Source organism: Paraburkholderia xenovorans, from assembly GCF_046030735.1.
Classification (GTDB): Bacteria; Pseudomonadota; Gammaproteobacteria; order Burkholderiales; family Burkholderiaceae; genus Paraburkholderia; species Paraburkholderia xenovorans_A.
In genome coordinates, this window is sequence record NZ_JAQQBV010000039.1 from 15,373 (window position 1) to 28,557 (window position 13,185).

Annotated in this window: 16 protein-coding genes; 8 read left to right on the forward strand and 8 right to left on the reverse strand. The window is 61.7% G+C overall.

The window, feature by feature from the left end; genetic code table 11:
• Positions 1–301: 301 nt before the first annotated feature.
• A complete protein-coding gene (locus tag PQQ51_RS28725; RefSeq protein ID WP_408500579.1) occupies positions 302–766 on the forward strand; it encodes a lytic transglycosylase domain-containing protein in 465 nt (154 codons plus the stop codon).
• Between the two features lie 50 nt (positions 767–816).
• Here PQQ51_RS28725 and PQQ51_RS28730 read toward each other — a convergent pair whose 3' ends face one another.
• The 7 genes from PQQ51_RS28730 to PQQ51_RS28760 form a co-directional block, all read right to left on the reverse strand.
• On the reverse strand, positions 817–1,701 hold the full coding sequence (locus tag PQQ51_RS28730; protein ID WP_408500580.1) for a 4-hydroxy-tetrahydrodipicolinate synthase family protein: 885 nt from the start codon (positions 1,699–1,701) through the stop codon (positions 817–819).
• Positions 1,702–1,703: 2 nt separating this feature from the next.
• Positions 1,704–2,018 carry a hypothetical protein gene (locus tag PQQ51_RS28735; RefSeq protein WP_408500581.1) on the reverse strand — a complete coding sequence of 105 codons (315 nt, stop codon included), beginning with the start codon at positions 2,016–2,018 and terminating at the stop codon, positions 1,704–1,706.
• Between the two features lie 291 nt (positions 2,019–2,309).
• Positions 2,310–2,666 carry a hypothetical protein gene (locus PQQ51_RS28740; protein ID WP_408500582.1) on the reverse strand — a complete coding sequence of 119 codons (357 nt, stop codon included), beginning with the start codon at positions 2,664–2,666 and terminating at the stop codon, positions 2,310–2,312.
• Between the two features lie 299 nt (positions 2,667–2,965).
• Entirely contained in the window at positions 2,966–3,226 is a 261-nt protein-coding gene (locus PQQ51_RS28745; protein WP_408500583.1) for a hypothetical protein, read from the reverse strand.
• The gene (locus PQQ51_RS28750) at positions 3,219–3,968 is read right to left on the reverse strand and encodes a DNA/RNA non-specific endonuclease (RefSeq protein ID WP_408500584.1); all 750 of its coding nucleotides are present in this window, start codon (positions 3,966–3,968) and stop codon (positions 3,219–3,221) included. Before PQQ51_RS28750 ends, PQQ51_RS28745 begins: the two co-directional genes overlap by 8 nt.
• A gap of 240 nt (positions 3,969–4,208) precedes the next feature.
• The gene (locus PQQ51_RS28755) at positions 4,209–4,568 is read right to left on the reverse strand and encodes a DUF3564 domain-containing protein (protein ID WP_408500585.1); all 360 of its coding nucleotides are present in this window, start codon (positions 4,566–4,568) and stop codon (positions 4,209–4,211) included.
• 139 nt (positions 4,569–4,707) lie between these two features.
• On the reverse strand, positions 4,708–6,393 hold the full coding sequence (locus PQQ51_RS28760) for an acid phosphatase (protein WP_408500586.1): 1,686 nt from the start codon (positions 6,391–6,393) through the stop codon (positions 4,708–4,710).
• A gap of 195 nt (positions 6,394–6,588) precedes the next feature.
• Between PQQ51_RS28760 and PQQ51_RS28765 the strand changes: the two genes are divergently transcribed.
• Complete coding sequence (locus tag PQQ51_RS28765; RefSeq protein WP_408500587.1) at positions 6,589–7,560, forward strand: IclR family transcriptional regulator; 972 nt, start codon at positions 6,589–6,591, stop codon at positions 7,558–7,560.
• 77 nt (positions 7,561–7,637) lie between these two features.
• Here PQQ51_RS28765 and PQQ51_RS28770 read toward each other — a convergent pair whose 3' ends face one another.
• On the reverse strand, positions 7,638–8,732 hold the full coding sequence (locus tag PQQ51_RS28770; RefSeq protein WP_408500588.1) for a porin: 1,095 nt from the start codon (positions 8,730–8,732) through the stop codon (positions 7,638–7,640).
• A 420-nt stretch (positions 8,733–9,152) separates the two neighbouring features.
• Between PQQ51_RS28770 and PQQ51_RS28775 the strand changes: the two genes are divergently transcribed.
• The 6 genes from PQQ51_RS28775 to PQQ51_RS28800 are packed head-to-tail and all read left to right on the forward strand — an operon-like array spanning position 9,153 to position 13,185.
• The gene (locus PQQ51_RS28775; RefSeq protein ID WP_408500589.1) at positions 9,153–9,467 is read left to right on the forward strand and encodes a non-heme iron oxygenase ferredoxin subunit; all 315 of its coding nucleotides are present in this window, start codon (positions 9,153–9,155) and stop codon (positions 9,465–9,467) included.
• 1 nt (position 9,468) lies between these two features.
• Entirely contained in the window at positions 9,469–9,780 is a 312-nt protein-coding gene (locus PQQ51_RS28780) for a recombinase-like helix-turn-helix domain-containing protein (RefSeq protein ID WP_408500590.1), read from the forward strand.
• Positions 9,781–9,829: 49 nt separating this feature from the next.
• Positions 9,830–10,930 carry an aromatic ring-hydroxylating dioxygenase subunit alpha gene (locus PQQ51_RS28785; RefSeq protein WP_408500591.1) on the forward strand — a complete coding sequence of 367 codons (1,101 nt, stop codon included), beginning with the start codon at positions 9,830–9,832 and terminating at the stop codon, positions 10,928–10,930.
• The gene (locus PQQ51_RS28790; RefSeq protein WP_408500592.1) at positions 10,923–11,681 is read left to right on the forward strand and encodes an SDR family oxidoreductase; all 759 of its coding nucleotides are present in this window, start codon (positions 10,923–10,925) and stop codon (positions 11,679–11,681) included. Before PQQ51_RS28785 ends, PQQ51_RS28790 begins: the two co-directional genes overlap by 8 nt.
• A gap of 26 nt (positions 11,682–11,707) precedes the next feature.
• Positions 11,708–12,235, forward strand: coding sequence for a cupin domain-containing protein (locus tag PQQ51_RS28795; RefSeq protein WP_408500593.1), 528 nt, complete (start codon positions 11,708–11,710; stop codon positions 12,233–12,235).
• Between the two features lie 56 nt (positions 12,236–12,291).
• Positions 12,292–13,185 carry an alpha/beta fold hydrolase gene (locus PQQ51_RS28800; protein WP_408500594.1) on the forward strand — a complete coding sequence of 298 codons (894 nt, stop codon included), beginning with the start codon at positions 12,292–12,294 and terminating at the stop codon, positions 13,183–13,185.

A 13,185-nucleotide genomic window follows, 5' to 3' on the forward strand; every position in this document is an offset into this window, starting at 1 on the left:
GCCCGCTGCCCGACGGCAGAAATTCAACATCGCATCTTTATACGCATTTTACGGCGCAGCCCTATTTCTTAGGCGGTTTGCTACACCAAGCCCGGTAAGGTTCGTTCCACCCGGTCAGGAAGTGAACAATATGCCTGGAAATTGCATTCTGAATGGTGCGCGAGTACGACATGATTTAAGACTTCGGCGACGTGCGTCAGGCCTGAAAACGGCGCTGGCGGTGATCGCTTTTTCGCTTGGCTGCTCGTGGCAGGCGGCTCATGCGCAAGTCCTTGCGACCCCACCCATTGCCGCAACCGGCATGAGCGCTGTAACGAGCGCTCCGGCATTCGACACAGTCTTGCCGACGCTCGCCGACATCACCGCGATCCTGCGCGCACAGTTTCGTCTCGCGCCATCGGAGTCCACTGCCATCGCCCACGCGGTGCTGGTCGAAGCCGATCGCCAGGCCATCTCGCCGATTCTGCTGCTTGCAGTGATGGCAGTCGAATCGAGCTTCAATCGCCACGCGGTCAGCATCGCCGGTGCCCGTGGACTGATGCAGGTGCTGCCCGCCGCTCATCCGCAACTGATTGCGGGCACAACCGACCTGTCCGATCCGGCGATCAACGTGCGAATCGGTTCGACCATTCTGCGTGATTACCTCGACGCGAGCGGCGGCAATCTCGATGCCGCATTGTTGCGGTATAGCGGCGGCGGACGTGGCTATGCGAAGCGCGTGGTGTTGCGGATGCAACGCTTCGACGCAAGTTTGCACCGCGAATGATCTTGAATCATTCGCGGTGCTTTTAACGAGCGGTTAGTGGTTCGAAATCTTTAGCTGATCGCGCCGGCGAATTCCGCGCGCAAGTCCTGCAACCTGTCGCGCGCGGTGCTCAGACGTTCGACGAGGTGCGCTGACGCACGTGTGATCGGCATGCGCGTTTCGTCGGTGAGCGCGTGATCGAAGGCGAGCATCGCCTTGATCGCGGACGGATTCGGCGCGGCGAACAGCAGGCGCAACACCGGCAGCAGGCTGGCGAACAGATTGCGTGCGTCGGAATCGCGATGCGTGTGAATCAGTTCCTGCACGGCGACGAGAAGATCCGCGCACACATGCGCGCTCGCCAGAATGCCGCCCGTGCCGCCGTGGTTCATGCATTCGTCGAGGGCTTCGTCGGTGCCGCACAGCACGTTGATCGGCAATTCGCTCAGCTTCTCGAAGTGCTCTTTCACACACTCCTTGATCGCGACGATGTTGCCGTGTTCCAGCAAGCGGGCGACCGTGTCCGGCTCGATCGCCACGCCGGTCCGATGCGGCACGTTATACAGCACGATCGGCCGCTCGGTAGTGAGCGCGGCCTGCTCGAAATGCCATTGCACGCCGTCCTGATTCGGACACACATACGAAGGCGGCGAGACCAGATAGCCCGCGCTGTCCCAGCGCTCATAGCGTCGAATCTCCTGCAGGACGTCGCGCGTATTCGATCCGCCGACGCCGATCAGCATCGGCAAGCGGGAGCCGACGACTTCGGTCAGCGCCTGCAGCACGATGAGACGCTCGGCTTCGTGTAGCAACGCGGCTTCGCCCGTCGTGCTCAACGCGACAAAACCGCTGATTTCCGTATGCAGGTAATGGTCGGCGAGGCGTTGCAACGCGTCCACGTCGACTTCGCCGTGCCGCAGCGGCGTAATGATCGGCAACCAGATGCCAGAGAACATGATCAGCGCGCCTTTGCGACGACGTTGCGGCGCTTCAGAGGGCCAATCAGTGCGGCGGGAAGTGTCGAGATCAGCGTGTGCAGCGTGAAGTCGAAATCGTCGAGCGCGATGTCCAGTTGGACGCGCACGGATTCTCGGCCTGCTTCGGTGCTGATCACGTAAACGCCGAGCGGCGAGTGCAGCAGCGTGCGAAGTTGCGCGCCGGGAACCTCGTGCTCCGAGTGAGGTAGCGTGACCTGCAAGCGCGCGCGGGCCGCGGGGAAGGGGATGATGTTATTGCGTTGCAGCGGCGGCGCGCTGAGCGGCTGGGTGGTCAAACGATCGATTGCTTGCTTGAGTGCCATGTAACGCGGCGTTCATTGACGCCATGGTTGGTAGGAACAGTTTCGAGAGTAGACCTGCGCGGGTAAACGCGGTGCAAAAATTCGGGTGTTCGCCGAAAAAATAATGCGGACGTGGGTCAGTTCGGCCGGGCTGGACATGGCTCGCAGCATAAAAAAAGGCGAGTCGTAAGACTCGCCCTCCCTGAACGGCACGGTTCGGCTTCGATTAAAAGCGTCGGCTCATTTCACAAGCCTGGCCGCCGCGTGCCGGCAACCTGACACGTGTTATTGCGTTTTGGTCGTGTCGGTCTTGGCGCCGTCGGCTTTTGCCGGGGCATTGCTGGCCTCTTTCGCGCTTTCCTTGCTGGTCTTCCCTGCGCTTGCTTCGACAGCGTTCTTCTTCGTGGTTTTATGGGTCTTCACCGTGTGAGCGATGGAAGTCTTCTTCACGTGGGCCTTCGTCGCGGCTTTGGCCGGCGCCTTCGCGGTGGTGGCGGCTTCGTCGGCGCTGCCGGATTGCGCAGCGGTGCTGGCCTTCAGATTCGCCTGACCTGCGGGTTGGGTATTCGCGGGGGCGGCCGTTTGTGCAAATGCGGTCGACACGAGCAGGGCGGAAGCGAGAGCGGCGAAAAGCGTCTTCATGGTGTGACTCCTGGTTAAACCGGTTGAATCTTGTGTCGCGGCTGAGATTGCTCAGCGCTGCCGGTTTAACGTTGGCCGGAAGACAGCAGTTGACGATGCTCTGGTGACAAAACGTAACGGCTGAAACATGTCGGCCTGTGGTGAGGACGCACGCGATGTCCGTCGCCAGATTGAACAGGGTTCCTAATGGCTGTGCATCGGGAGACTAGCCGACACCGCCGGCTAATTCGTGTGTAACAGAACAACGCGAACAACGCGAACAGCGCCCACCGTCCGCATAAGCCGGCCTTTCCGTATAGCTAATTGAACGGATTGTCGACGACGCCGGGCTTCGCATCCGGTTCGTCCTTCACCTTCGCGGGCAGATCCCGTTGCGTCTGCAACGTCGCGACGATCGCATCCACTGCTTCCTTCAGCGCGAGTGCTGCCTTCAATCCGCGCTGGTCGCGGCTCAACTCGAGTGAGCCGGCCACCACGACGCGCGTCGTGCCGTTGCTGACCGTGAGTGCGTCGCCCTGAATGTTGAGCACGTCGTCGTCGTTCGAATAGGGTTTAAACACCTTTTAGTCCTCCCGGTCGCTGATCTTTGAGGCTTTCCGGAATACCCGGAAAGCGGATGCCCGACGCCGATTCGAGTTCATGAATCGTCCTGATGTCGTAGCGATTGGTGGATACGTTATCCACGACCACCGCGAACGCCAGTTGTTTCGACGGTACGTACACCGCCTTGAACAATTGCGTCGGCACGAACACGCGCGTCGGTCCGATGGTCTGCAACTGCTGGCCGCTGAAGATCGGACCGGTGACCACATAAGTATCGTCGTACGACATCGAGATCTTGCGGACCGACGTTTCGATGCGCGCCCACAAGCGTTGATTGTTCTCGCGATTCTGCGGGACGATATTGGCCAGCGAAAACGATTGTGCCATCGCTTCCTGATTCCAGCGATTGCCCGCCGGGCTCATATGACCACGATCGAAGCCGCTGCGTTTATAGTCCGCGAGCGTTGCACCTTCGCCGTCGGGCAAACGTGCGTCTTCGAAGAATTTGTTGGTGCGCACCATGTCTTTAGCGGCTTCGATGTGATCGCGCGTCAGATGTTCTGCCGACCACAATGGCCCGTGCGTGATGCCCGAATGCAGCACGGCGAAATCGCGATAACAAAGCATGCGCGTTTTCGGCGCCATTTTCTGATTGCTCAGAACCGGCCATTGCGCGTTGGGTGTGAACTGGGTACAGGAAGGCGCCGCGCTCGCGTGTGCGGCAACGGCGAACAACAGACAGGCAAACCACTTCTTCATGAGTCGGTCAATCGATCGAGGGCAGGGCGCAAGAGTATAGCGTTGCGGTTCAATCGGATGACGCGAAACGGAGAGAACCTGGCAGCGAAAATCGACGCGCACGTGCTGCGTGTAAATCGGGCCGCTTAGTGCCAGGAAGAAAAAAATGGGCCGCCTTGCGGCGACCCCTAAATGCGTGGAGTTCCGACTCTACGTACGCAAACTTAAGACTCGCTTAAGCGCGCGCAGCAGCGCAGAGCCCTAGTTTCCAAACAAACTGTTTTCGGCTTTTACTGCTTGCCGGTCGACGGCCTGCAAACGCCAGAATCCGCTCGTCGGCTTACGCGTCGGCACGGCTGTCCACGCAGCGGCGCCCTGCGCTGAAGTGACGCGTTGTTTGCGGTCTACGTGCAAGCCGCGCAGCGTGCACAGCGGTGCGTCCGTACTCGGCGCGCAGAGCGTGGTCACGCCGTCTTCGTCATGAAGTTCGCCCCACGGGGGCAGATCGATTCCCTGATGCGCTTCTCTCGACCAGCGGCGCTGCTCGGTGTCGAGCCATAGCACCGCGTAATCGTGATTGACGGTCGGATCGGAACCGTTGATGAGGATGGTCAGACGCATGGCAGCCCCGTACAAATTGCGAAGTCGTGCTTAACCAGTCTATGTCGTGAAGCCTGTTATGCAAGGCAAAACATCCGACGATCCGGCACCGAAAACTTGTCGCGCGATGAGCGAGGCTGCGGTTCGAATTTCGAAAGCGTCAGGCCAGATCCAGCGTGCCGGTCAGATCGCCTAGCGGCGCCAATCCGTTTGCAGCAAAAGCGCGATCTCGCGCCACCACGCCGTCAAGCGGCGCGAGTCCGTGCACCCGGCTGACAAATCGCAAGATGGAATTGGTGTCGTACACCGTGTGATCGACATAACCCTTTTTCGCCAGCGGTGAAATCACCAGCGCGGGAATCCGCGAACCAGGGCCCCAACGGTCGCCCTTCGGCGGCGACACCGGGTCCCACCAGCCGCCGTTTTCGTCGACGGTTACGATCACGACCGTGTTCGCCCACTGCGGCCCGCGCTGAATGTGCTCGATCAGATTGGCAATGTGACGGTCGCCGGATTCCACGTCTGCGTAACCGGCGTGCATGTTCAGATCGCCTTGTGGTTTGTAGAACGTGACGGCGGGCAGGCGCCCCGCATCGATATCGGCAATCAGACGGTTGGTCGACGCGTCGTCGCCGAGGCCGGCATCGCGCAAATGTTGACGCCGCGCCGCAGTGCCGGGCGCGTAGTTGACGAAGTAATTGAACGGCTGGTGGTGGTACTGGAAGGCCGGCACGGCGCCCGTGTCCTGATGCTCCAGCGCGTATTGCCACGCGCCGCTGTACCACGCCCAGTCGACGCCCCTGTCCGTCAGACGGTCGCCGATCGTCGCGTAGTTTTGCGGCGGCAGCACGCGCGGATTCGACGCATCGGCGAACGCCGGATTGCCGCCTTCCGCGGGACGCACGTTGCTCGGCTGGTACGGCGGCGCCATCGTGTTGACTGCGTAGCCGTCGGCGGTGAATGCGCCGTCGTTGACGAATTTCGGCGGACCTTCGAGTGCCGATGCCGGCGAGTCCGGCGCTGCCTTCAGGCGCGTGCCGGTCGGATCGTCCCCCTCGACGACCGACACCATCTTCTTCGCCGGACTGTTGTGGATGTCCGGATAAAACGGCGCCTGCGCGGAAATCAGAAAGATGTGATTCAGCCACGAGCCGCCGAAAGCAGCCATGAAGAAGTTGTCGCATAGCGTGTATTGCTGCGCGAGTCCCCACAGACGCAGCGTGTCCGCGGAACTGCGGTAGTGCCCCATCACCAGGCCGCCCGAGTCGCCCCACGCGGCGAACTGGTTATTGCGCCCGGCGTTGATCTGCATCTGATTCTGATAGAAGCGATGCACGAGGTCGCGCGTGATTACGCCGTTCGGCAGCGGCGCGCCTTGCGCGTCGGTGATACGGAACGGCCGGTTGTGCAGATTGCGCAAATCCTTTTCGCCGATCATGTAGCGCTTGCCGTCCACTTCCTGCGCTTGCGGGACGAGGCCTCCCCAGATCGCCGGCAGATTCGGCAGCGGCGTTCTGCCGTCGCGGTCGAGTTGCAGGTAGCGCTCGGCGCTGACCGCATCGAGTGGGTGCTGGACGCCGGGGAAATTGCCGTACAGGTTGGCGAAGCTGCGGTTCTCGGCGTAGATCACCACCACATGCTTGACCTGGTCGCGCAGCGCCGCGTCGAGCCGCAAGTCGGCCGCGCTGCGCGGCGTGCCGTCGCTCGACATGCCGGGTTCGGTTTTGCAGCCCGTCAGCGCGAGTCCGAGACCGACCGCCGCAAGGCCGGTCAGGACGCGACGGCGGTCGGGATCTTCGGGAGCGTCGTTGGGGTTCGGCGGCAGGACGGCGTCGTTGTCGTTCATTGGCGTTCTCGCGCTGGATGTGAATAGCGAAATTTAACGTGAGTTGACGTGACGGTGTCGTGACCGGCGTGAAAATTCATGCACGTCGCCGTGTGAATCAGCAGGCCTGCGAGCAGGCGTCGGATAAATGACCGCTGTGTGCTTCGCGCTATCATGCTGGCCTGTACCCGATGAACAGCAGGAACGGCAGCCAAGATGGCAAAAGAAGAGCACACAGGGGCGGGACGCAAGCCAGCGAGGCCACGCGGCGCGGCAACCCCGATTCCTCGACACGATGCGGCGTTGTCCCACGCGGAAAGCGCCGACCCGTCCGATTCCACCGACGAAGAAAGCGGCGGCGGATCGACCTATCTCGTGCCGGGATTGGAGCGCGGACTGCGCATCCTCTCCGAATTCAGCGCGCGCGAACCGATTCTCGGCGCGCCGGAGTTGTCGAAGCGGATTGGCATTCCGCGCACTACCACTTTCCGTCTATTGCAAACGCTCGAGGCTCTGGGCTTTCTGGAGCGCGTGAACGGCGACCGTTATTTCCGCTTGAGCGTCGCGGTGCTGCGGCTCGGTTTCGAGTACCTGAGTTCGCTGGAACTGACGGATGTCGGCACGCCGATTCTCGAACGCCTGCGTGACGCCACCGGTCTCAGCACACATCTATTGATTCGCGATCAGCGCGACGTGGTGTTCGTCGCCAAAGCGCAAACGCACGCGCCGATGTTCAGTTCGGTGAAGGTGCATGTCGGCACACGCCTGCCCGCCCATGCGACGGTGCACGGCCAGGTGCTGATGGGCGATCTGAGTTTCGACGACCTGCGCCGGCTGTATCCGGAAGCGAAGCTTGAACAGTTCACCGAGCGCACGCCGGCTACCGTCGAAGAACTATACGGACGCGTACGCGAAAGCGCGGCGCTCGGTTATGCGCTGAGCGAGGCCTCGTTCGAGCGGGGCATTTCGGTGGTCAGCGCGCCGGTGCGCGATCAGAGCGGCAAGATCGCGGCGGCACTGACGGTCACGATTCCGCGCTCCGATATCGGCGAAGCGGACGAGCGCGATCCGCTGATCATTGCGGTGTGCCAGGCGGCGCTCGAATTGTCCGAACGGCTCAGCTATCGTCCGCGGCCGGATGATCCGACAGTGGCGCAAGCGCGTCGCAGGCCGGTAGCGGCGAACTGATCCAGTTCCGCTCAAGTCCAGATAAAAAACGGCCCGGTGCGTAAGCAGCCGGGCCGTTTTGCCTGGTTACGTCGATTTCAGAACGAGTGGTGAATCCCGGTCAGGAAAATCGTCTGATTGCGGCCGCTCGACACGCCGGCCGTAAAGAACGCAGCATCCGTATTCGATCCCGCGCGCTCATACAGCGCATTCACGTACAACTGCGTCGATTTGGATAGCGCGTAGATATCGCCGATTTCGAACTGCGTCCAGCGATGACCGGCCAGCGTCGTGGTAGCGGCGCCGCCCGCGATGGTGGTGAACGGCGTCAACTGATAGTTCGCGCCGGCGTCATAGCTTTGATATGTATCCGAATGGCCGGTTGTTTCGAGTTTCACGCGGGTGTACAGGCCATGCACCAGCAGCTTGCCGAACTGGTACGACGCGCCAGCGCCCATGTTCTCCACCTTGCTTGCCGCGTAGTTCGCTGCTGCCACGCCCTGGAAGTTGGCGATGCCCGTCGTCACGATCGACGGCGAGCGGTCGTGCTCGTTCGCATACGTCGCGCCCGCTTTGAACGGACCGTTCGCATAGCTAAGCGCAAAGCTCAGGGTCTTGCCGGTCGAGAAGTTCGTGGTGTTGCCAAGACCCATCATCGCGCCGACCGAGAAGCCGTTGAAACTCGCCGAACGGAACTTCACCGAGTTGTCGAACGGTACGACGCCCGTATCGGCGAGTTCGTCGATGTTGCCCGGGTGGAACGCATACCAGCTCGCGGCGAGATAGGCGGTGCTCAACGGACCCAGCACGTCGAAGCTGAACGGCGTCTGATGACCCAGCGTTACCGTGCCGATCTGGTCCGAACTCAAACCGACGAACGCCTGGCGATTGAACAGCGTGCCGGCTTTGGAGAACGCACCCGTGTTGGTGGCGAAGCCGTTTTCTAGCTGAAATACAGTCTTCAGTCCGCCGCCGAGATCCTCGACGCCTTTCAGGCCCCAGCGGTCCGGCTGCATGTTGCCCTGCTCTTCGATCCACTTCGAATGGCCACCCGCATTGCTGATATACGCGACACCGGCATCCAGGCTGCCGTATAGCGTCACACTGCTCTGCGCCCACGCGCCAGTCGTTGCGCAGATTGCCGTCAAACCGGCTGCAATGATGTGCTTCACCGTTGGTTCTCCTAATCGCATGACGGACCGTCTTCGCGTTTCCGTCATCCCTGATCCGTACTTTTGGGGTTGAATGCAGCTTTGGGTTTATGCGCCAAAACTGCTACGCTTTATGTTCCACCTATGGGCGTGTGTATCGCCTATGGAAAAGTATAGTGAGTTCAGAAGTGGTCAAAATAAATTTTCGGTCCCCGTACAAACCCGGATGATGGCCTGAAATTTTGTCTGAAAATAATAGACAAACCCATGCGCAGTAAGGCTCAACGGGGGTTGCAGCGATTCCTGACGCTTCACGCAAAACTGTGTTTCACCCACCACACTCGGTGTTTTCCCCTAGCGCACCTGATTTTTATTTTTTCTCAACAAAGCCGCTCCTATAATTATCCATACACGAACTGATGTTCCTTATATGGAACATAGAGCTTCAGGAGAAGGCGAGAAATGACTGAACAATGGCGCTGCGCCGGCCATGCCGGCGACCTGTCCGACGATGCGCCGATCGAGTTCAAGCTCGACGGCACCGAAATCGGCATCTACAAGGTGGGCGACGAGCTATACGCGCTCGAAAACGTCTGCCCTCATGCATACGCGCTGCTGACGCAGGGTTTTATCGACGGCGACACCGTCGAATGTCCGCTGCACGAAGCCGTGTTCCATATCCCGACCGGCAAATGCCTGAAAGAGCCCGGTGGCCGCGACCTGAAGATGTACTCGGTGCGTCTCGCCGGCGAAGAAATCCAGATCAAGGTGGAATGACATGCGAGAACAGACCGTGAATTTCAATCCCTTCCTGAAGCCGTGGCTTGCGCCGCAGCCGAACAATGTCGCGGGCAAGGGCGTGATCGAAAAGCCGGGCGAGACCGGCAATTTCATCTGGCAAACGCGCAAGGCCGAGCCGACCCAATACGAAAACGACTTCGGCGATGCGCTCGAAAAAGTGTTCGAAGCCGGCGCGACGGAACTGCCGGAAGTCGCCGAGGGCTTGAACCGCGTCGGTTTCCGCACCCCGGAAGGCAATCCGTGGGACGCCGGGCGTCTTGCCGCCGAATTCCGCCTGCTCGCCGAATAAGCGCGCTTTCTCGAACACGCCTCATCGCTTTCGTCTCTGGAGTCTCTTCATGACGTCCCCCAATACACATCAAGGCGCGGCCGATCCGATCCAGTCTTATCTGGACAAGGGCTTGCGCAATTACTGGTATCCCGTCGCGCCGAGCTGGCAGGTCGGCGACGCGCCGGTCGGCCTCACGCGTCTCGGCGACCAGATCGTGCTGTGGCGCGACAAGGAAGGCAAAGTCCGCGCGCTCGAAGATCGCTGTCCGCACCGTGGCGCGCGTCTGTCGCTCGGCTGGAATCTCGGCGGCAGTGTCGCGTGCTGGTATCACGGCATTGAAATCGACGGCGGCGGCATGGTCACCAAGGTGCCGGCCGTGTCGAACTGTCCGCTGGAAGGGCAGAAGTGCGTGAAGTCGTATCCGGTCGAAGAACACGCCGGCGCGATCTTCCTGTGGTTCGGCGACGACGCGCACAAGGAACCCGCGCCGCTCGTGCTGCCGGAAGAACTGGTCGGCGAGGAATACGCGAGCTTCCTGTGCATGTCGAACTGGAAGTGCAATTACCAGTACGCGATCGACAACGTGATGGACCCGATGCACGGCGCGTATCTGCACGCGACATCGCATTCGATGGCCGAAGGCGACAAACAGGCCGACATGCGCGTGCGCAAAACCGAAACCGGTTTGATGTTCGAAAAAGTCGGCCAGCGCGACGTCAACTTCGACTGGGTGGAGCTCGGCGAAACCGGCTGCCTGTGGATGCGTCTCGCGATTCCGTACAAGAAAAAGTTCGGCCCCGGCGGCAACTTCGGGATCATCGGTTTCGCCGTGCCCGTCGATGAAGACCACTGTCAGGTGTACTTCTGGCGCACGCGCAAGGTGCAAGGCTGGCAGCGCGACGCGTGGCGCTTCCTGTATCGCAACCGCCTCGAAGGTCTGCACTGGGCGGTGCTCGAACAAGACCGCTACGTGCTCGAAAGCATGGCGCCGAATGCGCGCGATCACGAATTCCTCTATCAGCACGACGTCGGCATGACGCGTGTGCGGCGCATGTTGCGTCAGCGTGCGCAACAGGATTTCGCCGCGCTGGACGCTCATCGCGCGGAGACAGCTCAAGCCGGGTCCGAACACGCGCACGCGGCAGAAGCAGGCCATCGTCATGCGTAACGAAGCCCTCGCAGGCCGGCGCGTTCTCGTGACCGGCGGCGCGCGCGGTCTCGGCGCGGCGTTTGTTCGCTCGCTGGTGGAAGCCGGCGCGCAGGTGGTGTTCGGCGACGTGTTGCACGACGAAGGTCAGGCTGTCGCCGCGTCGTTAGCCGGGCAAGGTCACGCGGTCACGTATTTGCCGCTCGATCTCGCCGATCCCGCGAGCATCGGGCAATTCACCGAACAAGCCGCAACGCGACTCGGCGGCCTCGACGCGCTGATCAACAACGCGGCGATCACCCATTCCGGCGGCAAGTTTGCCGACGAGTTGTCGGTCGACACGTGGGACGCCGTGATGAACGTCAACGTGCGCGGCACATGGTTGATGAGCATCGCCGCGCTGCCGTATCTGCGCGAGTCGGGCCGCGGCAGCATCGTCAATATCGCTTCGGATACGGCGATGTGGGGCGCGCCGAAGCTGCTCGCGTATGTCGCGAGCAAGGGCGCCGTGATCTCGATGACCCGCTCGCTGGCGCGCGAATTCGGTGCACATCAGGTGACGGTCAACGCGATCGCGCCCGGTCTCACTGAAGTCGAGGCCACCGCTTACGTGCCTGCCGAGCGTCACCAGTATTACCTGCAAGGCCGCGCGCTGACGCGCGCACAAGTGCCCGACGACGTCACCGGGCCGGTGCTGTTCCTGTTGTCCGATGCCGCGCGTTTCGTGACCGGGCAGTTGCTGCCGGTCAACGGCGGCTTCGTGATGAATTGATCTTGTCGAATCGTAAGGAGAAAGAGATGGCGGACGCCGATATCGAACGCAAATCGTGGGACCAGCCCGCGGACGCGAGCTTTGGACAATGGTTGGACAGCCGCGTTGCGCGTCTGGAAACGCGTCGTTACGACTGGGACGCGCTGAAGTTCCAGGCCGACTACGACCCGAAATATCGCCGCGCGCAAATGCGCTATGTCGGCACGGGCGGCACGGGTGTCGCGAAGGATGTGAACACGGTGCCCGCCGGCGGCTTCACGTTTTCAACGATGGTGATTCCGGCCGGCAACATCGGCCCGAGCCATATTCATAGGGATGTCGAAGAAATTTTCTTCGTGCTGCGCGGCAAGATGAAAGTGATCTGCGAGAAAGACGGCGAGACGTGGGAAGCGGTGCTCGGCGAACGCGATCTGATTTCGGTGCCGCCAGGCGTGTATCGCACGGAAGTGAACGTCGGCGAAGAAGACGCGCTGATGTGCGTGATGCTCGGTTCGCCGAAGCCGATTACGCCGACGTATCCGCCGGATTCGCCGCTGGCGAATCTCAAGCGCTGAATCTTTAGCGCACTGAATTAGCCGCGCAGCTTGACGAACAGCCCACGAAGGAAGCCATGTCCGCAGTCCCGCCCGTCACCGTCGATCCGAACGCCACGCTCGAAACGCGCGCCGCGCGCTTTCCCGTGCATCAGATCTGGCTGGCTTCCTCGCAACGCGCGGTGACTTATCGCGAAGCCGACGGCGCCGACAGCAACGCGCTGCCGCTGGTGTTGCTGCACGGTATCGGCTCGGGCGCGGCTTCGTGGGTGCAGCAGTTCGCAGGGCTCGGCGACACGCGCCGCGTGTTGGCCTGGGATGCGCCGGGTTATGGCGCATCCACGCCGGTCGACGCCGCATCGCCCACCGCGAGCGATTACGCCACGGTCCTGAAAGAATGGCTCGACGGACTCGGCGTCGAACGCTGCGTGCTGGTCGGGCATTCGCTCGGCGCGATCGTCGCGGGCGCGTTTGCCGTTGCGCATCCGCAGCGCGTGGCCGGATTGCTGCTGTTGTCACCGGCGGGTGGCTACGGCGCGGCATCCGCGCAAGTGCGCAGCACGAAGCGCGATCAGCGCCTCGCGATGCTCAACGAACTCGGCCCGCAAGGTCTCGCTGAAAAACGCAGCACCAATATGCTGTCCGCGCATGCGAGCGACGAAGCCCGCGCGTGGGTGCGCTGGAACATGTCGCGCGTGATTCCGCACGGCTACGCGCAGGCGACGCATCTGCTCGCCAACGCCGATCTCGCGAGCGACCTCGCACGCTACAGCGGTCGCGTTGCCGTTGCAGTCGGCGCCGACGACACCATCACGACACCCGAAGCCTGCGAGCGGCTCGCACAGGCCGCGCGCACCCCTCTGCAGGTCGTGCCGCGCGCGGGACATGCGGGCTATATCGAAGCCCCCGCCGCGTACACCGCGATCATCGACACGTTCTGTCGCACGAGCGACGGACAACGGAGCCAATGA

What these genes read in the sequence shown, in the direction of transcription:
- PQQ51_RS28725 (WP_408500579.1), top strand. Translation starts at nt 302, where the DNA reads ATGAGCGCTGTAACGAGCGCTCCGGCATTCGACACAGTCTTGCCGACG.
- PQQ51_RS28730 (WP_408500580.1), bottom strand. Translation starts at nt 1,701, where the DNA reads ATGTTCTCTGGCATCTGGTTGCCGATCATTACGCCGCTGCGGCACGGC.
- PQQ51_RS28740 (WP_408500582.1), bottom strand. Translation starts at nt 2,666, where the DNA reads ATGAAGACGCTTTTCGCCGCTCTCGCTTCCGCCCTGCTCGTGTCGACC.
- PQQ51_RS28750 (WP_408500584.1), bottom strand. Translation starts at nt 3,968, where the DNA reads ATGAAGAAGTGGTTTGCCTGTCTGTTGTTCGCCGTTGCCGCACACGCG.
- PQQ51_RS28755 (WP_408500585.1), bottom strand. Translation starts at nt 4,568, where the DNA reads ATGCGTCTGACCATCCTCATCAACGGTTCCGATCCGACCGTCAATCAC.
- PQQ51_RS28760 (WP_408500586.1), bottom strand. Translation starts at nt 6,393, where the DNA reads ATGAACGACAACGACGCCGTCCTGCCGCCGAACCCCAACGACGCTCCC.
- PQQ51_RS28765 (WP_408500587.1), top strand. Translation starts at nt 6,589, where the DNA reads ATGGCAAAAGAAGAGCACACAGGGGCGGGACGCAAGCCAGCGAGGCCA.
- PQQ51_RS28770 (WP_408500588.1), bottom strand. Translation starts at nt 8,732, where the DNA reads ATGCGATTAGGAGAACCAACGGTGAAGCACATCATTGCAGCCGGTTTG.
- PQQ51_RS28775 (WP_408500589.1), top strand. Translation starts at nt 9,153, where the DNA reads ATGACTGAACAATGGCGCTGCGCCGGCCATGCCGGCGACCTGTCCGAC.
- PQQ51_RS28780 (WP_408500590.1), top strand. Translation starts at nt 9,469, where the DNA reads ATGCGAGAACAGACCGTGAATTTCAATCCCTTCCTGAAGCCGTGGCTT.
- PQQ51_RS28785 (WP_408500591.1), top strand. Translation starts at nt 9,830, where the DNA reads ATGACGTCCCCCAATACACATCAAGGCGCGGCCGATCCGATCCAGTCT.
- PQQ51_RS28790 (WP_408500592.1), top strand. Translation starts at nt 10,923, where the DNA reads ATGCGTAACGAAGCCCTCGCAGGCCGGCGCGTTCTCGTGACCGGCGGC.
- PQQ51_RS28795 (WP_408500593.1), top strand. Translation starts at nt 11,708, where the DNA reads ATGGCGGACGCCGATATCGAACGCAAATCGTGGGACCAGCCCGCGGAC.
- PQQ51_RS28800 (WP_408500594.1), top strand. Translation starts at nt 12,292, where the DNA reads ATGTCCGCAGTCCCGCCCGTCACCGTCGATCCGAACGCCACGCTCGAA.